General features: G+C 58.8%; 21 protein-coding genes and 1 pseudogene. 7 read left to right on the forward strand and 15 right to left on the reverse strand.

Going from position 1 to position 21,007, the window contains the following annotated elements; all coding sequences use genetic code 11:
• Positions 1 to 72 precede the first annotated feature (72 nt).
• Both ATY77_RS19230 and ATY77_RS19235 read left to right on the forward strand, forming a co-directional pair.
• A complete protein-coding gene (locus ATY77_RS19230; RefSeq protein ID WP_064841902.1) occupies positions 73 to 1,035 on the forward strand; it encodes a C-terminal binding protein in 963 nt (320 codons plus the stop codon).
• Between the two features lie 21 nt (positions 1,036 to 1,056).
• Positions 1,057 to 2,052 carry an aminoglycoside phosphotransferase family protein gene (locus ATY77_RS19235; RefSeq protein ID WP_088688591.1) on the forward strand — a complete coding sequence of 332 codons (996 nt, stop codon included), beginning with the start codon at positions 1,057 to 1,059 and terminating at the stop codon, positions 2,050 to 2,052.
• Between the two features lie 105 nt (positions 2,053 to 2,157).
• Here ATY77_RS19235 and ATY77_RS19240 read toward each other — a convergent pair whose 3' ends face one another.
• The 9 genes from ATY77_RS19240 to ATY77_RS19280 form a co-directional block, all read right to left on the reverse strand.
• Positions 2,158 to 2,709, reverse strand: coding sequence for an NAD(P)H-dependent oxidoreductase (locus ATY77_RS19240; RefSeq protein ID WP_065092666.1), 552 nt, complete (start codon positions 2,707 to 2,709; stop codon positions 2,158 to 2,160).
• Positions 2,710 to 2,762: 53 nt separating this feature from the next.
• Entirely contained in the window at positions 2,763 to 3,881 is a 1,119-nt protein-coding gene (locus ATY77_RS19245) for an alcohol dehydrogenase catalytic domain-containing protein (protein WP_171899859.1), read from the reverse strand.
• Positions 3,882 to 3,985: 104 nt separating this feature from the next.
• Positions 3,986 to 5,203, reverse strand: a complete 1,218-nt coding sequence (locus ATY77_RS19250) for an amino acid ABC transporter substrate-binding protein (RefSeq protein WP_190237665.1) — start codon at positions 5,201 to 5,203, stop codon at positions 3,986 to 3,988.
• Between the two features lie 81 nt (positions 5,204 to 5,284).
• Complete coding sequence (locus ATY77_RS19255; protein ID WP_088688592.1) at positions 5,285 to 6,286, reverse strand: VOC family protein; 1,002 nt, start codon at positions 6,284 to 6,286, stop codon at positions 5,285 to 5,287.
• A gap of 98 nt (positions 6,287 to 6,384) precedes the next feature.
• Positions 6,385 to 7,701 (reverse strand): phosphopyruvate hydratase, encoded by a 1,317-nt coding sequence (gene eno / locus ATY77_RS19260; protein WP_088688618.1) that lies wholly within the window; start codon positions 7,699 to 7,701, stop codon positions 6,385 to 6,387.
• Positions 7,702 to 7,762: 61 nt separating this feature from the next.
• Entirely contained in the window at positions 7,763 to 8,056 is a 294-nt protein-coding gene (locus ATY77_RS33255; protein ID WP_245314377.1) for a cupin domain-containing protein, read from the reverse strand.
• A 274-nt stretch (positions 8,057 to 8,330) separates the two neighbouring features.
• Positions 8,331 to 9,038 carry an ABC transporter ATP-binding protein gene (locus tag ATY77_RS19270; RefSeq protein WP_088688594.1) on the reverse strand — a complete coding sequence of 236 codons (708 nt, stop codon included), beginning with the start codon at positions 9,036 to 9,038 and terminating at the stop codon, positions 8,331 to 8,333.
• Complete coding sequence (locus ATY77_RS19275) at positions 9,028 to 10,836, reverse strand: branched-chain amino acid ABC transporter ATP-binding protein/permease (protein ID WP_245314378.1); 1,809 nt, start codon at positions 10,834 to 10,836, stop codon at positions 9,028 to 9,030. Before ATY77_RS19275 ends, ATY77_RS19270 begins: the two co-directional genes overlap by 11 nt.
• Positions 10,773 to 11,618, reverse strand: coding sequence for a branched-chain amino acid ABC transporter permease (locus ATY77_RS19280; RefSeq protein WP_190237666.1), 846 nt, complete (start codon positions 11,616 to 11,618; stop codon positions 10,773 to 10,775). Before ATY77_RS19280 ends, ATY77_RS19275 begins: the two co-directional genes overlap by 64 nt.
• Before the next feature lie 282 nt (positions 11,619 to 11,900).
• On the opposite strand from ATY77_RS19280, the gene ATY77_RS19285 reads away from it, so the two are divergent.
• Entirely contained in the window at positions 11,901 to 12,989 is a 1,089-nt protein-coding gene (locus ATY77_RS19285; RefSeq protein ID WP_245314379.1) for a LacI family DNA-binding transcriptional regulator, read from the forward strand.
• Between the two features lie 199 nt (positions 12,990 to 13,188).
• Here the strand turns inward: ATY77_RS19285 and ATY77_RS19290 are convergent, their stop codons facing one another.
• The 3 genes and pseudogenes from ATY77_RS19290 to ATY77_RS19300 form a co-directional block, all read right to left on the reverse strand.
• Complete coding sequence (locus tag ATY77_RS19290) at positions 13,189 to 13,722, reverse strand: carboxymuconolactone decarboxylase family protein (protein ID WP_088688597.1); 534 nt, start codon at positions 13,720 to 13,722, stop codon at positions 13,189 to 13,191.
• A gap of 159 nt (positions 13,723 to 13,881) precedes the next feature.
• Positions 13,882 to 14,862 carry a fumarylacetoacetate hydrolase family protein gene (locus ATY77_RS19295; protein ID WP_245314380.1) on the reverse strand — a complete coding sequence of 327 codons (981 nt, stop codon included), beginning with the start codon at positions 14,860 to 14,862 and terminating at the stop codon, positions 13,882 to 13,884.
• Positions 14,859 to 15,353, reverse strand: a pseudogene (locus ATY77_RS19300) (Fic family protein); the annotation flags it as partial. The gene ATY77_RS19295 and the pseudogene ATY77_RS19300, both read right to left, overlap by 4 nt.
• A gap of 17 nt (positions 15,354 to 15,370) precedes the next feature.
• On the opposite strand from ATY77_RS19300, the gene ATY77_RS19305 reads away from it, so the two are divergent.
• Complete coding sequence (locus ATY77_RS19305; protein WP_190237672.1) at positions 15,371 to 15,880, forward strand: hypothetical protein; 510 nt, start codon at positions 15,371 to 15,373, stop codon at positions 15,878 to 15,880.
• A gap of 39 nt (positions 15,881 to 15,919) precedes the next feature.
• On the opposite strand, the gene ATY77_RS19310 is transcribed toward ATY77_RS19305, so the two are convergent.
• Complete coding sequence (locus tag ATY77_RS19310; RefSeq protein ID WP_088688422.1) at positions 15,920 to 16,588, reverse strand: hypothetical protein; 669 nt, start codon at positions 16,586 to 16,588, stop codon at positions 15,920 to 15,922.
• Between the two features lie 280 nt (positions 16,589 to 16,868).
• Here ATY77_RS19310 and ATY77_RS19315 point away from each other — a divergent pair, with 280 nt between their 5' ends.
• A complete protein-coding gene (locus ATY77_RS19315) occupies positions 16,869 to 17,426 on the forward strand; it encodes a hypothetical protein (RefSeq protein ID WP_088688423.1) in 558 nt (185 codons plus the stop codon).
• A 259-nt stretch (positions 17,427 to 17,685) separates the two neighbouring features.
• On the opposite strand, the gene ATY77_RS19320 is transcribed toward ATY77_RS19315, so the two are convergent.
• Positions 17,686 to 18,138 (reverse strand): hypothetical protein, encoded by a 453-nt coding sequence (locus tag ATY77_RS19320; RefSeq protein WP_141103947.1) that lies wholly within the window; start codon positions 18,136 to 18,138, stop codon positions 17,686 to 17,688.
• Between the two features lie 178 nt (positions 18,139 to 18,316).
• Here ATY77_RS19320 and ATY77_RS19325 point away from each other — a divergent pair, with 178 nt between their 5' ends.
• Together ATY77_RS19325 and ATY77_RS19330 are read left to right on the forward strand one after the other, a co-directional pair.
• Complete coding sequence (locus ATY77_RS19325) at positions 18,317 to 18,778, forward strand: hypothetical protein (RefSeq protein WP_088688425.1); 462 nt, start codon at positions 18,317 to 18,319, stop codon at positions 18,776 to 18,778.
• A gap of 437 nt (positions 18,779 to 19,215) precedes the next feature.
• Entirely contained in the window at positions 19,216 to 19,830 is a 615-nt protein-coding gene (locus tag ATY77_RS19330; protein ID WP_088688426.1) for a hypothetical protein, read from the forward strand.
• Here the strand turns inward: ATY77_RS19330 and ATY77_RS19335 are convergent.
• A complete protein-coding gene (locus ATY77_RS19335) occupies positions 19,823 to 20,686 on the reverse strand; it encodes a reverse transcriptase domain-containing protein (RefSeq protein ID WP_245314358.1) in 864 nt (287 codons plus the stop codon). The two genes, ATY77_RS19330 and ATY77_RS19335, sit on opposite strands and share 8 nt — an antisense overlap.
• Between the last annotated feature and the right edge of the window lie 321 nt (positions 20,687 to 21,007).

A 21,007-nucleotide genomic window follows, 5' to 3' on the forward strand; every position in this document is an offset into this window, starting at 1 on the left:
GGATGGCGAACCTATTTTTCTTGACCTTGGCGAAAATATTGCGCTAACGTTTGCACAAACTGGGAGGAAATCATGACACGGACCGTGCTGTTGACGGACTACGCCTGGCCGGATGACAAGGTGGAGCGGGAGGTGATCGAGGGAGCCGGGTTTACCCTCGTCAGCGGCCCTGCCGAGCCGTCGCCCTCTTCCGATATCGACGCTTTGGCCGCAGAGCATAAGCCGGACGCCATCCTGACCTGCTGGGCTCAGGTCAGCGAGACGGCGATCGCTGCATCTCCCAATCTCAAGATCGTCGCGCGTCTCGGAGTCGGCCTGGACAATATTGCCGTCGATGCGGCCACCGAGCGGGGAATATGGGTCACGAACGTGCCCGACTACTGCGTCACGGAAGTGTCCGATCATGCCATCGGCTTTGCAATTGCCTGGGCCCGCGGCCTGATCCACTTCGATCGCGAGGTTCGCGATGGCCGCTGGGACCCGGCTTCGGCAAATCTCCGCCGGCTTTCGGAACTGACCTGCGGCATCGTCGGCTTCGGTCGCATCGGCCGTGCGACGGCGGCAAAGATGCAGGCGCTGGGATGCCGCGTGACGGCGCACGATCCCCATGCCTCGAACGTGCCTGATAATGTGGAGCTTGCCGACTTCGATACGCTTCTGGCCAAGAGCGATATCGTCATTGTCCATGCGCCGCTTTCGCCTGCGACGCGTCATCTGATCAACAGGGACGCCATCTCGAAGATGCGGCGTGGAAGCCTGCTGATCAACGTCAGCCGAGGCGGCGTCGTGGATACCGCCGCCGTGATCGAGGGCTTGGCCGCCGGCATTCTGAGCGGTGTCGGCCTCGATGTGCTCGAGGATGAGCCACGCGTTCCCCCGGAGTTGATTGCTCACCCGGGCGCGATGATCACGCCGCATGTCGCCTTCTCCTCGGATGCCTCGCTGATCGAGCTGCGCCGCCGGGCAGCAGAAGAGGTCGTCAGGGTTCTCTCTGGAGAGATGCCCGAACAAGCCCGCAACAGCCCCCGCCGCTAATGCCGCAAGGACACTGAATTCATGTCTGCAGCCGAGACCACAATTTTCGACGATTTCCTGCTGAAGAGCGGCCTGAAGAGCGCTTCCGAGGAAGCGATCTATAAGCCCCTGACGGGTGGCGTTTCTTCAGATATCTACCGCGTGGAGCTTCCCGGCCGGCTTATCTGCGTGAAACGCGCACTTGCCAAGCTTAAAGTATCCGCCGATTGGCAGGCGCCGGTGTCGAGAAATCTATACGAATGGAACTGGATCTCCTTCGTGGCCGAGCATTTCCCTTCCGCCGTTCCGAAGCCTCTCGCGCACGACGGGCCGTCTGGTGTTTTCGCAATGGAGTTTCTTCCGAGCGACGACTACCCGCTCTGGAAGACCAACCTGCTTCATGGGAGCGTCGACCGAAAGGCGGCAGAGGTCATTGGCCAGCGGATTGGACAGATCCATTCCGTCAGTGCCCGCACTCCGGGGTTGCCGGAAAAATTTGACTCCGGATCGAACTTCTTTGCGCTTCGGCTGGAGCCCTACCTGGTGGCGACTGCCGCCAAACATCCTTTCGTCAGTGATCGCCTGGCCGAGTTGGTTCAGCGCACGGCCGAAACAAAGCTGGCGCTGGTCCATGGCGACGTCAGCCCGAAGAACATCCTGCTGGGCAGGAACGGCCCTGTGTTCCTCGATGCCGAATGCGCCTGGTTCGGCGATCCGGCTTTCGACCTGGCCTTCTGCCTGAACCATCTGCTGCTGAAGAAGATCGTTGCCGCAAAGGCGGCATCCGAGCTCGCATCGTCATTCACGGCCTTGACGGCAGCCTACATGGATCAGGTCGATTGGGAAGATCGGGACGCTCTCGAGGCCCGGGCCGCAAGCCTGCTGCCCGCCCTCTTCCTCGCCCGGGTCGATGGCAAATCGCCCGTCGAATACATAAGCGACGAATGCCAGCGCGAGGCGGTCCGCAAGGCTGCTATTCCATTGATCGCGTCGCCTCCGCAAAAGCTCGCTGACGTGGCGCAGGCCTGGTTTCCGTAAGGAGCCCAGGCTTTTCCGGAGCAGTACGCTTTTCACTGCAGATGAAAAAGAAAAAGCCACCGCGCTGTGTTCGCGATGGCGGATGAAGTGTTGCTCTGCTGCGGCTCAGAACCGGGCGACCCAGCTTTCGAACGCAACCAGGAAGCTCTCGATGAACTTCTGGGTTCCTTCGTTGAGGAATATCCCATGGTCGCCCACCAATTTGTCGGCCGTGCTGAGGTAAACTTCAGGCTGGGGCATAGTCGGCACGTTGATGTTGGTCAGGATAACTCGGAGCTGAAGTGCTGCCGCTGCGCCGCCGATGAGACCGGGAGAAGCGCCGGTCACCGCGCCGGGCTTGTGATCCCACACGCTATTCCCATACGGCCGGGAGCCGACTTCGATCGCATTCTTCAATGCCGCAGGCACGGATCTATTATATTCCGGCGTCACGAAGATTGCGCCATCGCAAGCCTTGATGCGCTCGCGGAAGGACGTCCATTCCACCGGCGGCGTTTCGGTCTCAAGGTCCTGGTTATAGAGCGGAAGGTCGCCGATCGGCACGATTTCCAGGTTCAATCCGTCAGGCGCCACTTTCTGCATGGCACGGGCGAATTTCAGGTTGATCGAAGCCTGACGAAGGCTCCCGACCAGGACCGCGATATCTTTCTTGGACATGTTCTCTCTTCTCGCGTGAGGGAGGCGCCGGCCGCAGCCGGCGCCGGTGATTGTTATTGCCAGACGGCGGGAACCGGCGGAACGACCACGTAGTTGCTGAAGCCGCCATCGCGTTCGCCGATGCCGGAGATGGCTTCGTTCACCCGCTCGAGCGGATAGACCTTGTGCTCGAGATAGGAGAGGTCGAGCGCACCGGTGCGGACCATGTCGGCCATTTCCTGCCCCTGGGCAGCGCTGAACCAGTTAGAGCCGATGAGCTGAACCTGCTCGTCCATCAGCCACTTCACATCAACAGGAACATCTTCCGCGACGCCGCCAACCACAACCACACGGCCGCCTCGACGAACGCCGCGCATGGAATCGACCACGGTCGCGGCGGGGGCTCTGGCACCCAGCGCGCTGATGACGAAATCCACCCCCTCGCCGCCGGTTTGGGCCTTTGCCCATTCTCCGGTCGAGCCCTCGCCGAGCATGATCGTGTCGATGCGATCGGGAGCGATGGCCTTTATGCGGTCCATCAATTCCTTGTTTCTGCCGGTGCCCAGAATTTTGGAGAGGCCCATGGCGAGAGCGAGCTTGGTAGCCGCGACGCCAAGCGTGCCGGTAATCCCGTCGATGAGGCAAACTTGGCCGGGTCCGGCCTGTGCATTCTTCAGGGCGCCGTAGGATGTGCCGAGATAGCCGAAGCGGCCGGCCTGTTCGAAGCTGAGATTATCCGGCAGGCACACGAGTGAATATTCCGGGGCAGTCATGTACTGGCTGAAGCCGCCATAGGGATAAAGATCGAAGATTCTTTGACCATCGCGGCTGGTGCTGAAGTAGCCGTTCAAGGTGTAGTAGCGGCATTGGCTGCGGTTGCCTGACCGGCACGCCTTGCAGGAACCACAGGATCTGAGAGGGCTGACATAAACACGATCGCCAATTTTGACATTGGTGACCGCCTCGCCCACTTCGGCGACGACCCCGGCCGGATCCAGGCCGAACACTGCCGGAAACTTCGGCAGCGGCTGGTGGGGAAACCAGGTTGGCCAGTTATTGATGACGTTGGCCATGTTGGGCACGATACCGCAAGCCCTGACCTGCACCAGGACGTCGTTGGGCCGGGGCGTGGGAACCGGAATCTCATCCAACGACATCGGCTGATGCAGAGCATGCAGCCGGGCGGCGATCATAGTTTTAACCATTTACTCCTCCATAGGGACATCGGTCGAACCGTGCCCGACCGAATGCATTTTTTCAGTTTCAGACAGGTGCGCGGCAGCGCCGAGCGGTTTCGTCAGAGGGCGGCCAGGAACTCCTTGCCGGCCGGTCGGAAGTCCGCAGGCCAGACAGTCACCCAATCCTTTCCTTGAACTTGCTTGAGCTTCGTCGATGGCTTTCCGGCATTGAACTTGCCGTCGAAAGTCCTTGTCCCGACGACCGTCTCGACGGGATTTGCGCGCAGCCACGCAGTCATCGCGGCATCGTCCAGCTTCCCCGCCCCTTCAGCTGCCGCCGCAAGGATCTGCCACGCAGCATATTCGACGGCGGCCTGATATTCGGCGCGCGGATAGGGGAAGCCTGCCGCCTTCGCCTTTCCGTCATAGGCGCTTACGAACTCCTGGGCGCCGTGATTTTTGAGGAATGGTTCGTGCTCTTCGAACCAGGTCAGCGAGGTCAGGCCATTCGCTTTGGGGTGCGCCGCAGTCGGGCCGGGCGCCGGGAACAGATAGAACTGGTTTCTTGGCTGGTAATCGATCCGGCTCATCGCATCGAGAAGCTGCACGGCCTCCATGCCGATCGCACCGGACCACAACAGATCCGGATCTGCCGCCTTGATGCGGTTGGCGATGGCGCCGAAGTCCTTGGTGCCGAATTCGTATTCAAGCTCCAGCACGTTCTTGATGCCACGCTTCTCGGCGACTTGCTGGCCGCCCTTGGCGATTGTCAGTGCCGACGGGAATTTGCTGGTGACGAAGGCGATCGTCTTGGGAGGGGTCGGCAGGCTCGCATAGGCATCGAGAACGACCTCGGTGTCGGTCAACTGCGGCTCGGCCCCGATCGGAAGCGACGGGAACTGCAGCGGATAGGGCGCGAGGCTCGGGTCGCCGAGGCTGCTCTGAACGAGCATCTTCTTGAACCGCGCGGCAACGCCCATCGCCGCGATAATCGAGGAGGTGCCATAAGGCCCCATCAGCAGATCGACCTTATCGGCCGTCACCAGACGCTCGTAAAGGGTTCGCGCATTGGCGGGAAGCGATTGGTCGTCGAGAAGGACGAACTCCACCTTCCGTCCGAGAATACCGCCTTTGGCGTTGATCTGTTCGACGAACACCTCTGCCGCAAGCTTATGGATTGCGCCGACGCCTGCAAGCGGACCTGTCAACGGCAGCGTTCCGCCGACGCGGATGGGCCCACCTTGCGCGAAAACCTTCGGCATCGCGCCGAAAGCCGCCGCGGCGGCGGCAGAGCCGAGAAATGCACGTCTGTTCAGTTTAATGGAATTCGCACTCATCTCATCCTCCCAAGTGCTTCCGGCATGTCATCGCGCTCACGGGTCCGCGGCGCCTCGGTCTCCTGCCGCCGGCGGCAGGTCTCAGCTCTTCGCGAGCCCTTCCGCGTAGCGTTCCAGCGTCATCGGGTTCGGCATTCTCTCGGGGTGCTCCAGCGGTACTCCCGTAAATTCGCTGGCCTCGAAGAACCACTTCGAGACGGCCGGCATGCCCCAATGGACATTGGTGCTCAGAGATGCCGCGTCCCAGCGAATGGGCTCCAATTCCGCATCTATCGTGGTGTAGTGATTGTTGAAGAACTCCACCCGGTGGCCATCCGGATCGCGCAGATAGACGAACAGGACTCCCGAAGGGCCATGACGGCCAGGCCCTCGCTCGACGCTGTCTCCATATCCGTAACGGCTGGCAAAGTCGCAGACGGCGAAGATGTCGCTGCTTTCGGGAACCGTATAAGCAAAATGATGCAGCTGCGGGCCGATGCCGGGCACCAGGGCCAGGTCGAGGCAGACACCTTTGCGATACATGAAGTTCGCAATGAGATCGTCGCCCGCCGCGATATATTCCGACGTCCGGAAACCGAGTTCGCCATAGAAGGCGCTCAGACCCAGCGGATCGGCGACGATGACCTGGCAATGGTCGAGCCCCTGGGCCCGGGCGCCGCGATGTTCATGCACTTCGAGAAACTTGCGGGGATGAACGCTCATGCTGGAGCAAAGCTCGATGCGAGCCCCCGAGGGATCGCTGACAAGCAGGGTCCGCCCCTGGTTTCGAACGCCGATCCATTCCGCCGGAAGCCCCTTCTCCTCGAAGAAGACCTTGGCCTTGTCCAGATCCTCCTCCAGGAACACCCTGTAACCGATCCGCCTGCACGCCGGCTTGCCGCCGGCGGGTGCGAGCACCAGGCTGTGGTGACAGGCCTCTGACAGTCCGCGAAGGTAGGAGACACCATCTTCGAATTCCGTTTCGACGAGGCCGCCGACATTGACATAGAAATCCCGGCTGCGTCCCACATCATTGACCTCAAGCACGACATGGCTGAAGCGCGTGATGTTGAAGGGAGGTTTCAAATTAACAGCCGGAAGCATGTCATCCTCATCGAGTTTTGCTAACGTTAGCATAAAACGGCCGAGTGTTTTGTCAACGCCTGTTTTTACGCGAGACCCGCACCCGGCCCATCCAAATTCTAACCGACGGCGGCAACGACGGCTGGCTTTTCAGCCAAGTCCAGCGCCGACCACCCGGCGAACGAAGCCTCTTTTCCAAGCGCCTCCTCGATCCGAAGAACCTCGTTCCACTTGGCCATCCGCTCGGAGCGTGAGAACGATCCGACCTTGAGCTGCCTGGCATTCCAGCCGACCGAGAGATGGGCGATCGTCACGTCTTCCGTCTCGCCTGATCTCGCCGAAACGATTGTCCGGAAACCCGCTTTCTTGGCGACGGAGAGCGCCTCGAAGGTCTCGGTGATCGTGCCCGCCTGGTTCGGCTTGATCAGAACGGCATTGGCGCTTTTATCCCTGATCGCTTCGGTTACCCGCGCCGCGTTCGTCACGAAGAAGTCGTCGCCGATGATCTGGCATCTGGAGCCGTAGCGGGCGGTAAATTCCTTGAAGCCGTCAGGATCGTCCTCGGCGAGCGGATCCTCGATCGAGACGATCGGATAGGCCTTCAACCAGCCGCCAAGCATATCGATCATCTTCGCCGTATCGAGCTGCCGATCTTCCAGTGCCAGCGAATATCTGCCCTCACGGCCGAATTCGGAAGCCGCGATGTCGAGCGATATCGCCACTTCGCCGCCTGGCTTCAGACCGGCAGCTTCGATCGAACGCACCAAGGCATCGAGAGCTTCTTCATTGCTGGTAAAGGCCGGCCAGTAGCCTCCCTCGTCCGCCACGCCCTGGAGCTTGCCGGCCCGCTTCATGATGTCGCCCGCGGCGCGGTAGACCTCGGCGGTCCACTCCAAGGCCTCCGAGAAGCTCGAGGCGGCAGGGCACATGATCATGAAATCCTGAACGTCGACCCGGCGCGCTGCGTGCGCTCCGCCGCCGAAAATCTGAATTTCAGGCAGCGGCATGGTAATTCCCTTCTCGGAGCCCGCGAGATACCGCCAGATCGGTTGATCGGCCGCGGCCGCGGCGGAGTGAAGCAGGGCCATCGACGTTGCGACCGATGCATTCCCGCCCAGCCTGCTCCGGTTCTGGGTGCCATCCAGCTCGATGATGGCTCGGTCCAGCTCGGCTTGAAGCCTGGCGTCCCGGCCAACCAGCAACCTGGCGATTTCGCCGTTGACCGCGGCCAGGGCCTTGTTGATGCCCAAGCCGGCAAGGGCGCTGCCGCCGTCACGCAGATCGAGAGCTTCGCCGGTGCCGGTCGATGCGCCGGCGGGCGCAATGGCGCGGCCGATGGCGCCGGACGCCAGCTCGATCTCTACCTCGACGGTCGGCCTGCCACGGGAATCCCAGACGCGGCGGCCCTGAACTTTTCGGATTTCGGTGTTGGTCATGTTCAATTGGTCCATAAGTCAGATTGAGATTTTGGATCATCGAGGCTCGCAGGCCGTCATCTTAATCCGTCGTATCGGCGGTCCGTGCGCCAACCAGCACCACGGCGATGGTTGCCGGTCTGTCGCTTTTGTTTCGCCATGCGTGACGCGTTCCGTTCTGGACGAAAGCGTCGAACTGGCCGAGGCAGGCCTCATTGCCATCGTCGAGCTCCATCCAGATCTCGCCGTCGAGAACGATGCCGTAATCGACGGTGGGAGTCTGATGTTTGCCATCCGGTTCGAAACGTTCGGCCAAGCCGGGGCTGACCGCCAGATTCTCCGCCATCGCCGCCGGACCATCGAAATCCGGAGACATGAAAACCGAATCCGGTGGGAACGTTAGCACTAGAAAGCGCGTTTCGCCCGGCTCGGGAACGAAGCTCGTCACCTGGGACGTTGGATCGGCTCCGTCGAATGGAATCGTCGTGGAAGCCGAAGTCGACCAGACCATCCGCGAGACCAGTCCGGGGATCGTTCTGAATATATCAGTGCGCGGAACGGCGCCATCCTCAGCGAACCCGGCGAAACCCTGACTGCCGTGCTTCGTGACGACGCGCCTGATATGCGCGGGAACTCTCCCGCTCGAATTTTCAGATACCAAGATACGCCTCCCTGATGCTTGGATCATTGATGAGAACCTCGGGCGCTCCGGAGGCCGTCACGCGGCCTTGCTCGATCACGTAGGCCTGATGGGCAATTTCAAGCGCCTTGTTCACGTTCTGCTCGACCAGCAGCACGGCTACGCCCCGCTCATTGATCATCTGAATGATTTTGAACATTTCCCCGACGATCAAAGGCGACAGCCCGAGTGACGGCTCGTCCATGAGCAGCACGCGCGGCTTGGCCATCAGGCCGCGGCCGATCGCAACCATTTGTTGCTGCCCCCCCGACAAGGAACCCGCCAGCGAATCCTGGCGCTCTTTCAAAACGGGGAAAAGCTGAAACACCTCAGCGAGTGTGGCATCGCGCTCCGCACGAGCGAGCGAGCGGTACGCACCGAGCAACAGGTTGTCCAGGACCGTCATCGCCGTGAAGAGACGACGCCCTTCCGGGACCACCGCTATGCCGTAGTCGCAGACCCGGTGGCTCGGCACTTTGGAAACGTCGTTGCCCTCGATAACGATCTTTCCCCGGTGCGGGCGAAGAATGCCGGCGATGGCGTTTACCAGCGTACTCTTCCCTGCCCCGTTCGGGCCGACGACCGAAACGATCTCGCCTGACCTTACACTGATGGACAGGTCCCACAGAGCGATCGCGTCTCCGTAGCCGACCTCGATCTTATCGACCTCAAGCAGCATGACTGCCTCCCAGATATACGCTGACCACAGCCGGATCCCGCATCGTTTCGCCTGGATGCCCAAGCGCCAGAACTTTGCCTTGATCCAGCACCGCGACACGGTCCGCCAGCGCGACGACCGCACGCATGAGGTGTTCGACGAAGATGATCGTCGTGCCGCCGGCCTTGATCCGCTTGATCATTTCGACCGCGTGGTCGACCTCGGCCGGATTCAAGCCGCAAAGCACCTCATCAAGCAGGAGCAGCCGCGGCTTTGCGGCCAGCGCTCGGGCGAATTCGACGAACTTTCGGTCATGCAGGTTCAAGGCTTCGGGAAGCACGTCGGCCTTTTCGGCCAGGCCGGTGAAGGCGAGCGCCTCCCGGGTGACTGCCTCGACCGTGGCCCCCGCCATGCCATCCGCGCTGCCGAACTTCGCACAGAGCCGCACGTTTTCGAGGACCGTCAGGTTATCGAACAGGCGTGGGATCTGGTAGGTGCGCGCCACGCCCTGCTGCGCGATCAGATGCGGTGACCGACCGGAAATCTCCTCGCCTTCCAGCATGATCTTGCCGGAGGTCATGGCATAGTGGCCGCTGATCATATTGATCAGCGTGGACTTGCCGGAGCCGTTCGGCCCAACCAGGGCCAGGATTTCTCCCCGCCAGACATCCAGGGTCACGCCGGTCAAGGCGCGGATACCGCCAAAGGACTTGGTGACATCCTCGCATTTGAGAAGCACAGGACCGGAGCCCGCAGCAGCAGAAGGCGCAAACTGCATAACGGCCTCGGCAGTCCCCGCCGCCGCGCCAACTCCGTTACGCCCGCCGGCAAACCTGCGAACAAGGCTGGGAACGATGCCGGACGGCAGCACCAGGATGACGACGATCAGCGCAAGAGCCACGCCCGCGCGGCCGAATTCCGCATGAGCGCCGCTGACGATGGCGCTCTGCAGCACGGTGATGATGACCGCGCCGATCGCAGGCCCAGCCCAATGGCGGGCTCCGCCAAGAATGCTCATGAGCACGACATAGAGAGGAACGGTCACCGCAAACGTCTCGCCGACCGTGACGTAACCGACATAGACGGCGTGGATCGCACCCATTGCGCCGGCAAGCGCCGATGAGACCGCAAACGAGATCAGCTTATAGCGGAACGTCGGAACGCCTTTCACCTCCGCAACGTCTTCATCGTCGTGGATTGCGAGCAGGCCCTGACCGAATTTGCTGTGAAAGATGAAATAGGACGTCGCCAGCGCAGCGAGAGCCGCAATAAGCCCGAACATATAGAGGGAGCCGGACGCCGTTGCACCGATCATCGGGATCTCGATTCCCGAGAGGAATACGCCGGTGCCCGAGTCCAGCGCGGTGTTCGACACAATGGCCGCGATGACGAACGTCACGGACAGCGTCAGCAGCGCGAAGAATTCGCCGCGTAGCCCCCCCGAGCGAAAGACAACGAAGCCGATCAGAACGGCGACCGCAGCCGCGAGCAGTGCCGCAGCAGGTATCGTCGCGACGAAAGGCCATGACAGCTGCGTCGCCAGCGTGGCCGTCGTGTAGACGCCAATCCCGAAAAATGCGGCGTGACCGAAACTCCAGTAGCCAGTGTAACCGCTCAGGATGCCCCAGCTCGTTGCCAGCACGACCCAGAAGAAGATGATGTACAGGTAGGACAGGTAGTAGTCCGCCATTCCCAGGTAAGGCAGCGAGGCCAGGACCGCCACGACAGGGGCTGCGATAAGGAGCTTTTTCATGGTCAAATCACCGGTTTGCGCAGGAGGATGACGATGAGCACGCTGAATGCCACGAGCGGCGCCCAAGCGGGGTTCACGACGGACATGGTAAGGCTCTCGGCCACGCCGATCAGCATTCCGGCACCCAGCGCGCCGATGGGACTGCCCAATCCTCCAATGATGGCGACGGCAAATACCACTCCGATCCAGGCCTCGATTTGAGATGGCGCCAAAGTTCCGATCAGGGCGATGAAGACGCCCGCGATGCCTGCCGTCGCCGAGCAAAGGCCGGCCAGAATGTATGACACGCGGGTGGAATTGATTCCGAAAGCCGACGCCACGGGAGCGTCATGGGCAGCGGCACGCAGCGCCTTGCCGAGCATGGTCTTGTTCAACGCGTACCAGGCCGCTCCAGCAAGCACGCCGGCGCAGGCAAAGGCGGAAAGATCCAATACGGGCACGAAGATCGGACCCAGCCGGATGGTGGTCTGCGCATACGGCGTTTCGTAGCGAAGAAAGTCGGCCGACCAGATCCATTGAATCAGCGACTCGATCAGGATCGTGACGCCGAAGGTCACCAGGAGCGAGGCGAATTCTTTCACCTTGAAGCGCACGAACACGCTGTGCAGGGCAATGCCGAGCACGAAGAACAGCGGAGCGATCAGAAGAGCGCTCCAATATGCCGGAACGCCATAGACGGTGCCGAGCTGATAGGTCAGGTAAGCGCCAAGGAACGCCAGCGCGAAGTGGCTAAGGTTCACCAGCTTCAACAGGCCCCAGCTCAGACTGAGACCCATCGCCAGCAAGCCATAGATCCCGCCCAACAGGACGCCGCCGACAGCGGATTGCAGGAAAAGAGCGACGGTCATCAGAATCTACGTCCCTCTGCGGACGTGATGATCGATGCCAGGAACACCAGGATATCCATACGTTATGCCTCCTCCCGTTTGCGCTAACGTTTGCACAAACATTCGTCCCACAAGGCGACCCTTCTGTCAACGGCTTTGAAGAAGTTAATTAGTCCACAAGCGCCTGGGCGAACGCACCACCATCGGCGCAGCAACGTCAATTCATAGATTTAAGTGTCTGAAAATTTTTTGATTCTTATGGCAGTCGGCGACCGCACCCAAGTGCTAGACGCGAAAAATCAAATGATGCCACTTAAACGGTACGGAAGGTTTGACAACCGCGACGCCAATGCTATCGTTGGCCAAAGCGACAATTCCGAGCCGGACACGATGGTAACAATTAAAGACATCGCCGCGATACTTCAAGTTTCCCCCTCGACCGTGGGCCGCGCCCTGGCCGACGATCGCCGCATCAGCGCGGAGATGAAGCGAAAGGTGAACGAAGCCGCCGCTCAAGCGGGCTACGTTGCCAATCGTGCTGCACGCATGATGCGTGGGGTGCAGAGCAATCTCGTCGGGCTGATCGTTCCAGATATCCGGAACAGCTTTTATTCGACGATTGCCCACGCCCTCTCGCAGTGCCTTCTGTCGGCGAATTACCAGCTGACCTTGTGCGAAACCGATGACGACAGAATGCACGAGCTTCGCCACATCAGGGAACTCACGAGCGTCAACGTCGCCGGGATCATTCTGGTCCCGAGTGCAAAACCTCATCCCGATTCCGCGCGAATCCTGAAGATGACGCCGCATATCCAATTGCTGCGAAAGGCGCCGCTGCTCGGCGACCAATGGTTTGGGATCGATGACAGACGGGCGCTTTACGAGAGCACCGAACACATCATCAACGCAGGTCACAAACGCATCGCCTATATCGGAGGCACGGAAGAACTGCCCACCGGCGCGGCGCGCGTGCAGGGTTTCCGGGACGCCGTCAAAAGCGCCGGCCGAGCCATAACCGTTCACGAGGAGCTTGGCGCGCCCTCCTTGCCCGAATTTGGACGGGAGGCCGTGCGCCGCCTCCTTTCCCTAAAGGATCGACCGACGGCGCTTGTGATCGGCGCGGTGCAAAATACCTCCGGCGTCATTGACGAAATCCAGGACCAGGCCTTGAGCGTCCCTCGAGATATTTCGGTCGTCGGATTTGGTGATGAGCTTGGCTATCGGTGGTGGGGTCCGGGACTGACGACGGTCCAGTTGCCCGTTTCGGAGTTGGCAACCGCCTGCGGGCTTTGGTTCCTGCACCACCTTCAGAACAAGGGTGATCTCAGCAAGCCTTACAGCTTCATCTCCCCGCCCCACCTGGTCATCCGCGGCAGCACGGGCACTCCGTGAAAGGCCGACAGGCTGAAGATCTCCCGCAGCAAGCGGGATCAGAGAGAGGCGCCCGTCCTACGACACGCACCTCTCTTCGATCGGCTGCGATTCATCCCGTATCCAGGGCCGGACGCTGAAAGCTCTGGAATATCTTGATGATCGCCGCCAAGACCATGCGGCAAGTCGAGGCGGCGCAGTTTGCGCGCCGCCTTACTGTTCAGCGGTATCCCTCTTCAAGGTCGATCTTCAGCGCGCCCATGAGGCGAACGCCGGAATTGTACCAGGCGACATTGATCGAGAGCTCGACAAGCTGCTTCTCCGACAGGAACTTCGCGATCCCGTTCCAAACCTCATCGGAAACATCGACATTCAGCGTGGACTCCTTGGCAAAAGCCATCACAGCCTTCTCCTGCTCGTCAAAGAGATCCGAAGTCTCGAAATGCGGAATTGCATGGAACTGCTCCTCCGTTAGGCCGGCCTTGAGCCCATGAGAGTGGTGATGCTTCACCTCGTATTCAGAGTTCGTGCAGTACCCGACCGTCAGGATTGCCATCTCCCGCAGCTTCGGACTGAGATCGGCGGCCCGTACCGCATTGGCGTAAGTGAGAAAATCGTCGAGGATCGCCGGAGCGTTGGCGAGCGCCAGGAAGATATTTCCTGTCGGAACCTTCCTCTCCTTCAGCAAGCGCTCATTGAGCGCTGGCTGCGTCGCGGCCAGCTCGGTATTCGAGACATATTTTACGCGTGCCATTTCTCCACCCTCAGAGTTGTCTTCGCAAATCTCCCTGTCCAAGGCAGCCCGACGTGGAACCAGTCTGCTCAGCAGGTGCTAACGTTAGCATTAATAGCGCCAGAGATTCTGAGGTCAACCGGAATTTTCACCCCGTAGCGGAAACTTGCAGGATCCCGGCTAGCGCGACGCCGCAACCACCGGATTCGTCAAAATACCGATACCCGGAATCTCCACCTCGAGTTCGTCGCCGGGAATGATCGGCCCGACGCCCGCGGGCGTACCGGTCATGATCACATCGCCGGGCAGCAGCGTGATGAAGCGGCTCAAGTAAGCAACGATGTCGGCAACCGGATAGACGAGGTCTCGCGTATTGCCCGACTGTTTCACGGTGCCGTTCTGGCGAAGGATGACGTCAAGGTTCGCCGGATCGAGATCCGTGACGATGGCCGGCCCCATCGGCGCAAACGTATCGTAACCCTTGCCGGCCAGCAGGCAGCCGAACTTGCTTTCCTGCCGCTGGATGATGCGGTCGCTGATATCATTGCCGCATGTGTAGCCGAGAATGTGCTGCAGGGCCTGCTCCTTGCCGATATGGCGCCCGCCTTTGCCGATGATGGCCACCAGCTCGGCCTCGTAATGAACAATTTCGCCATCGCTCGGATATTCAATGGCATCTCCATCGCCGCTCGCTGCCGTGCTCGGCTTCATGAACAGCACCGGAAGCGTTGGCTGCTCTTTTCCGGCCTCATCGGTGTGCTGCCGGTAATTGTAAGCGACGCCGAATATCCGGGGCCGTTCCACAGGGCACAGCAGACTGATGTCGGCAGGGCGATCCACCTTTCCCGTCCGCTCGACAGCCTCGAACGGATCGCCGGCGATCCGCTCAATCCTATCCTCAGTTTCGATCCCATAGTGAATTCCGTCGACGGCCCGGTAGCGCACAATCTTCATTTCGATCTCCATTGTTGCTAACGTTAGCGCAATGAAGCCGGCGTCGTCAACAGATGACGGTCCCCGGTCGGACCACCGTTGCGCGACGACTATTGTCGAGGGCGCAAACGGAGCATCAAAGAAGATGTTGATCGAGGACGACCCTGGGCTTTTCAAAGTGCCGGGCGCCTCGATGAAGATCGAACCTTCGACCCACCTGTCTGTCATGAACTGAGAGGAAGAGGATCGGTGCCTTCGCTGAGAATTGCAAGATATCTTCGGTAGCTGAACACGCGGCCACGTTTGCGGCCCGTCACCTCGTCGACGATGTCCAACCGCTGCAGATCCGCGAGTGCTGCATTGACCGTCGGTGCGGACAGACCTGTAATTTGGACGACCTGGTTCGCCGTGAGAAAAGGATTCTGCTGGAAAAGCCCGTGAGTACGAAGTGCCGATCCCGCTCTATCACTCTCCGTCGTGATGCGCTCTCGATCTTCCTTGAAGAGATCCACAATCTGGGTCGCAGCCTCAAACGCCTGATTGGCGGTGTCGGCCACCCCAGTCAGGAAAAAGTCCAACCAAGCCTCCCAGTTGCCATGTTCGCGAACCTCTTGCAGTAGCCGATAATATTCCCTCCGATGGGATTTCAGGTAAAGACTGAGGTAGAGCAATGGCTTGCGTAGAACGCCGTTCATGCAGAGGTATAGGGTCACTAGCAAGAGTAAGGGGCTGCGGCGTGCCAGTCAGCCAATTGAGCTTCGGCCTTCTCATCTTCCCCGGCGTTTGGGACTGGTATCTGCAGTGGCGCGAACAGCGCCGTGGCTTCTACACCAAGTGGGAAGAGGACATGCTCACTGCCAGTCTCGTTCGAGCACTACAATCGCTCTCACCCTCACAAAGCCCTCGGCTACCGCTCGCCAAAAGAATTCCTGGCCGACAAGACGCGCCAGCCCTCGTTCATGGGATCAATTTGATGACAGTAACTGTGATATTGGGTCCGGAATACGACAAGACTCTACGAACAACGGTCATGGATGTTATGGGGCAGCTTGGTGCTTCAGTCGAAAGCCGGATTTGGTCCGTTGCGGGTTCGCAGGAAATTGAGACCGTTCAGGCGCGATTGGCCGGACAACAAATCATTATAGAGGCAGAAAGCTATATTGGCCTTTCCATTACTGGCGATGAGGACATGATCAATGAAATCTCCGAGCGAGTGAGGCAGGCCAATCAAACTACCCCAACCTGATCCTGTCCGGTATTTTGGGGGCAACGACAGACCTCGGCGTCAGCCATCGATCGATAACACCCCGGTTTCCCCGGTCGGATCCCCGTGCACTTGCCGCGGATCTTCACGCCGCTCACAACCTTGCGCATTGCACAGATACTGACTGATGCACAGCGACGGTGACGCGCCGGTCGCAGCCGGCTCGACGAGCGGCAACACGACTTGATGGGGTTTTTCTCCCACCTGGAGAGAGTCGCACCCGGTCCAATAGCCCACAAAGCGGTGCGCTGCATCTACAGGTTTGCCACCATGAAACGGCACCAGCACGACACTTGACCACCGCTGATGCACACCACTTTTGCCGATACCGCTGTGCGCGAATTCCAGGCATGTGCCCCATCGCTGCCCGCCTGTATCGATCTTGTAAGCGGCGATTGGTGTCCAATCCATCTCGGGCAGCACCCATCGAACTGTCGGCTTGTGCTCGATCAGCAGAAGCGGCTTGCCGTCGTGCTCGAAGAAACCCTTATCACGTTGGATCCGCAGTTGCTCGACCTCGATCATGCAACCTGCCGGCCCACAGCCGCTCTCGATGTGGATTTCGGTCGACGTAGCGGCGGTCGCGGAACTACTCAAAATATTCCGCAGCTCCGTGGCATTTGTCGCGGCAGTCGGCGGATGGGTGGTGGAACCGACCAAAAGTACTGTCGCAAACAGCAGATGGCGCATGTGTGATTATTGCTCGTCGTTGTTCCGCAGTGGATCGGGAGAAGTCGGGCCGCTATCCGCAATTCATATCCATAGGCAGGGAAGTTTCAATCGCTAAGCGAAAATCCTTGACTGGGTCTGCGACAGTCACAGTCACGGGACGGTGGCGACCATTGTGTTGACTCGTTTCGCCTGAACGCTACAAACCCTGCGATTGATGTGGACGAGTCTCGGGCAGTTCTGCCCTTTTGGATGGCCGTCTTTTTGCCCGCAGTGATACCTTCCAAGAGGACAAACAGGCATGCAATCGAACAGGATCTACTTCGAAGGTAATCCTTGGCCAGAGGGACATTCAATCGTAGAGTTTTTGTGGTCAGCAAAAGAGATCGACGGAGATGTATGGTTCGACATTCATCTCGAGTCAGCAAATTACAATTCAGAGCGCGATATAAAGGATAAGGAAAGCTCGAACTACACCAGCGACTGGGACGCGCCATACTCTTGGGAAAACTATCAATCCTGCATACTATCGTCGGACGACTGGCACATTGGCGGCTTTAGGATCTGCTCCAAGCATGAATATACACCGGAGTTTCTGGATGGCCTCGAATTGCTGATAGACCCCCACCCGGAAACGATAACAGACCGGAATGATTTCGCGTTTCAGATATACCTGCTCGGCCATGATACGGTTGCCAAACACAAAATCAGGTTCGACCGGATCAGCAATTCCAGCCGCTTCAAGATCACCTGGTCCGGCAAGATTGCGCGAACCTACGTTGGAGACCACGAATTCAAGCACAATTTTTCGGTCATGGTGATGTCGGCGGATTTTCCTCAGCTGCCCGAAACTCCATGATATCCGCCCACAAAACGAATTTGGGTGTTCTCGCGTTGCTCGTCGGCAGTTTTGGATCAACTTCGGCAAAATCCGGAAGGCCCGCCTGGGCGTGATATCGATCGAACTCAAACTATCCGCTTGTTGGAGGCCACGCCTGCTCCGTGCGCCGAGGTTTCGTTCGGTCCAATTTCAGTGGCGCCGTCGCACGCGGACCTTGAGACTCTCGCCAATTCGTCCCGGGGCCAATCACAGACTCCATTCATTAAAAATCGGGCTTTCAATCTTTCATTGGGAACGACACGAGAACGGTTTTTACAGTCAACTCGTCGTTGTAATCGACCTTCACCTGCCGACTATCCTTCATCCAAATATCCCAATACACATCGCCATCCTCCTCCTCGGTTTCCTGAGGTTCACCGAAGGCGGCGAGCGCCTCCTCCCGACTGCCAACGGGACCGGAAGAGAGTGGAATGGATCCCAGATACGCGGATACCGTCGCCGAGCCGTTAGGATAGTAGAAGACGCCACTCATTGCATAAGGGCCGGATCCAAGCGGGTCTCGATAGTTGCGGGAGAAGAACTCCTTCGGCGTGAATGCGAGCGCGACACCGAGGTCAATGAGCTGAACGAAATCCGTCGTCAACTCCTTGAGCTTCTTCGGAGAGAGGGTATCGATCGATCCACCATTGGCCTTGATCGCCTCGATCACGTCGTTGTCGGTATTGGTCATTCCGACCAGCGTAAACAGTCGATCTGCATTCATGCTTTCACTTGCCCTCTGAATTGTTCCGGATCATCTTCTTGAGCCACTTGTCCCAATCGTCGTTGCTCATTATGGACAGCGTCTTCGCGGCGTCCCTGTACCGATTCTCATAGGAATCGTCGCAAGTAAGCATTGGAGCTGCTGCATGGCAATCTACAAGGGCGCGCTGGCATTGCTGGGAAAGTCGGAAACCGACGCAGCGCTCGTGGACTACTTGAAGTCGCTGGGTGCGACGCTCCCGCTCAAGCGGCCGCCACGCGGCGAGAAGGAAACGAACGTTGAGGTCCCCGGTCAACAGATTGAACTGCTCTTTACTCTCGGAAGCGAATTGCCGAACGGGAAGCGCTTTGCGGAAGGGGAGTTGGTTCTGCGTACATTCTTCGTTCTTCCGGAGGAAGCAGGAAGACCGATCGATGGAACGCCTTTCGATCTCGATATGACCATGACCCGGGAGCAGGCGCGAGCAAAGTTCGGGGAGCCGGAATGGAGCAGCGGTGGTAGTTTGAAAAACGATCGCTGGGTGCTTGGAGACAAGCGGATGCTTCTGAGCTTCACCTCGGACGAACGGCGCATCCGGCAAGTGTCGGTGTCGCAATTGTTCGAGTGAGCGGGTGTCTTTGCTCCGTATCGAGAGAAAAGCCCGACTATCTCGTCCCGTATTCGGCCAAGGCCGGGTGAATGGCTGGAATTAAAGCGCGAAGCTGCCATAGGCATGCACGTATTCGCCTTGAACCAATTCGAACCATCGACCGGTCCACCCCAAAATCGTGGAAAGACAACAACTTCACCGGCGGCCGTTATGCATAAGCCACTGAGGCGCCACCGAAATCCCGATGTGTCTTGCGGCGCTCAGGCGGCGACCGGACGCCGCACACTAACCGTACGACTCAACCAACAGCGCTGAGTGGCTTCACGCGGCGTTTCGCTAACACATGAGAAGCGTGCTCCAAATCCCCAGAAGCAAATTTAACCGTGCAACACTCGGCGCCTGCCTTCCACCGGAACACGAATTCGTGCACTCAGGTTGCAAAGAGGAGCGACACCATGAGCACTGAGGAGCCAGAAAAGTCCAAATCGGAAACGCCGAGCAGCCGGATCTACGATCTATTCAGAGTGCTCGTTTCCTCTGTGCTCATCAGCCTGCTTTTGGCAGGTATCAGCACATCGGCGGTGAGACTCTGGGAGCGGCTTTATCCGGAGAAAGTTGTCAAGGTCTGGCAGGTGTCCGAAGGCGACTACCAACGCATCTCAATTGCCCTGAATAACTCGGATACCAATCTTGTGCGCCTCAAAGAGTTGGTTGCCAACAATCCGGAAGCGTTAAAGCTGGCAACGACCATGCAAGAGGAGCTTCAGGCTGCACATACGTCGCTCGCGAATTCGCCATTCATCGAGCAGCGCGATACTATAAGCGTCTCGTGGAATCTCATCTCCTCAGCCTACGCCAAAAGCGTGACGGGCGACACTGGCGGTCAATCCGACAACACGATTATCTACATTCTCTTAGCTTTGGTCGCCTTCGTGCTCGTTGCCTTCACCGGCATCTATGCCTTCTGCAAGGATAAGTCGCAGCGCGCATTCATCGAGAAGACCATCACGACCATCGTTGGATTCGCGCTTGGGATGATAACCGGCTCAACTACCGCGCGGTTCAAGTAGTCGGTGGCTCAGGAGCTGCGGGCGCGACCGGCGTGGGCTTCGGGAGCGAACGGAAATATGCGGTGCGCCGCTTTTTCTTGTGACCTGTGCGCCACGTCTTCGACTCCACGATATCGCAGTAGGTCTTGAACCCTTCCTCGCTTGCAGGAGAGCGTTCCTCAGCGAAGAACTCGTCGACGCGATCCTGCAAAACCTCGGTTTTGCCGTTGGTTAGACTGCAATTGAAAATATCGATTTGCGACGCAGGGGCGCGCGTCTTGTCGTCGTTGAGGGTGAAGCCAGCTTCGGCGACGGCGGCAACAAGCCCATCGAACGCCATCTTGAGCTCGGCCTCATCGTTGCCCGAGAGACATATATCGTCCATATACACGGAGACAGTAACGGACGCGGGAAGCGCACGAAGATAGACGCCTATTGGGGACTTCGCGAGAACGAGCGTCGCCAGGATAGGCGATTGGACGAACCCATAGGGGAGCACATACCCTGCCCCGTAAGGATTTTTGACTGTTGACCACTTCGCATAATATTCCGGGCGCTGGACGTGGATGTCCTTCAACACGCGCTTAACGCGATTGCGCTGGATGCTGTAGAAAAATTTCGAGATGTCGATGCGGCAGAAAAGCTGGTTGTTTCGATGCCGATGCAGCGCGAGAACGTGCGACCCGTCCTTGAAATGGTAAACAAAGCTGTCGAATTTGTGCGCCTTGTTCACCTTGCGCTTGAGTTCAGCGCCAAGTTTTTCCCCGAACGGATTAGGCGCATAAATGGGCTTGCCGTTCTTGTTGTAAGAATACAGGAAGTTTTCGAACGATAAGGGCATAGTTGACAACCTTGCTATAGATATCGAGCGCAACATTGATGATCTCCAAGGCGGAGTACAACATCGTCAAGACAGCTACAGCAAGGTCGAGATGCTTATGAAATTTCTTCATCGGCAAATCCTCCATTGCGAGATTTCAGCAAACTGCAACCCATGTTTAACCATGGAGTCGTCAACTGAGAGAACAATAGTATATTCCCGAAGCTCGTACATGAGGACAACCCGAAGGTCGAACTTTCCGTAGAGCCGTGAGCTACAGCCTATTGCTGAAATCGATGTGGATATACGGTTGCCTTCAAAGAGTTGCAAGGGGTACAACCTCTGAAGGAATAAGATTCTTACTGGGACTGGCGAGTG

The sequence above is a fragment of the Rhizobium sp. R634 genome (assembly GCF_002211305.1).
Classification (GTDB): Bacteria; Pseudomonadota; Alphaproteobacteria; order Rhizobiales; family Rhizobiaceae; genus Rhizobium.

Bases quoted from the DNA above. Each gene is read 5' to 3' on its own strand.
- ATY77_RS19290 (WP_088688597.1), bottom strand. From the start codon at position 13,722: ATGGCACGCGTAAAATATGTCTCGAATACCGAGCTGGCCGCGACGCAG.
- ATY77_RS19250 (WP_190237665.1), bottom strand. From the start codon at position 5,203: ATGAGTGCGAATTCCATTAAACTGAACAGACGTGCATTTCTCGGCTCT.
- eno (WP_088688618.1), bottom strand. From the start codon at position 7,701: ATGACCAACACCGAAATCCGAAAAGTTCAGGGCCGCCGCGTCTGGGAT.
- ATY77_RS19310 (WP_088688422.1), bottom strand. From the start codon at position 16,588: ATGCGCCATCTGCTGTTTGCGACAGTACTTTTGGTCGGTTCCACCACC.
- ATY77_RS19255 (WP_088688592.1), bottom strand. From the start codon at position 6,286: ATGCTTCCGGCTGTTAATTTGAAACCTCCCTTCAACATCACGCGCTTC.
- ATY77_RS19330 (WP_088688426.1), top strand. From the start codon at position 19,216: ATGAGCACTGAGGAGCCAGAAAAGTCCAAATCGGAAACGCCGAGCAGC.
- ATY77_RS19320 (WP_141103947.1), bottom strand. From the start codon at position 18,138: ATGACCAATACCGACAACGACGTGATCGAGGCGATCAAGGCCAATGGT.
- ATY77_RS19270 (WP_088688594.1), bottom strand. From the start codon at position 9,038: ATGCTGCTTGAGGTCGATAAGATCGAGGTCGGCTACGGAGACGCGATC.
- ATY77_RS19315 (WP_088688423.1), top strand. From the start codon at position 16,869: ATGCAATCGAACAGGATCTACTTCGAAGGTAATCCTTGGCCAGAGGGA.
- ATY77_RS33255 (WP_245314377.1), bottom strand. From the start codon at position 8,056: ATGTCTCCGGATTTCGATGGTCCGGCGGCGATGGCGGAGAATCTGGCG.
- ATY77_RS19335 (WP_245314358.1), bottom strand. From the start codon at position 20,686: ATGTTGCGCTCGATATCTATAGCAAGGTTGTCAACTATGCCCTTATCG.
- ATY77_RS19235 (WP_088688591.1), top strand. From the start codon at position 1,057: ATGTCTGCAGCCGAGACCACAATTTTCGACGATTTCCTGCTGAAGAGC.
- ATY77_RS19230 (WP_064841902.1), top strand. From the start codon at position 73: ATGACACGGACCGTGCTGTTGACGGACTACGCCTGGCCGGATGACAAG.
- ATY77_RS19280 (WP_190237666.1), bottom strand. From the start codon at position 11,618: ATGACCGTCGCTCTTTTCCTGCAATCCGCTGTCGGCGGCGTCCTGTTG.
- ATY77_RS19240 (WP_065092666.1), bottom strand. From the start codon at position 2,709: ATGTCCAAGAAAGATATCGCGGTCCTGGTCGGGAGCCTTCGTCAGGCT.
- ATY77_RS19245 (WP_171899859.1), bottom strand. From the start codon at position 3,881: ATGATCGCCGCCCGGCTGCATGCTCTGCATCAGCCGATGTCGTTGGAT.
- ATY77_RS19285 (WP_245314379.1), top strand. From the start codon at position 11,901: ATGATGCCACTTAAACGGTACGGAAGGTTTGACAACCGCGACGCCAAT.
- ATY77_RS19325 (WP_088688425.1), top strand. From the start codon at position 18,317: ATGGCAATCTACAAGGGCGCGCTGGCATTGCTGGGAAAGTCGGAAACC.
- ATY77_RS19295 (WP_245314380.1), bottom strand. From the start codon at position 14,862: ATGACAGACAGGTGGGTCGAAGGTTCGATCTTCATCGAGGCGCCCGGC.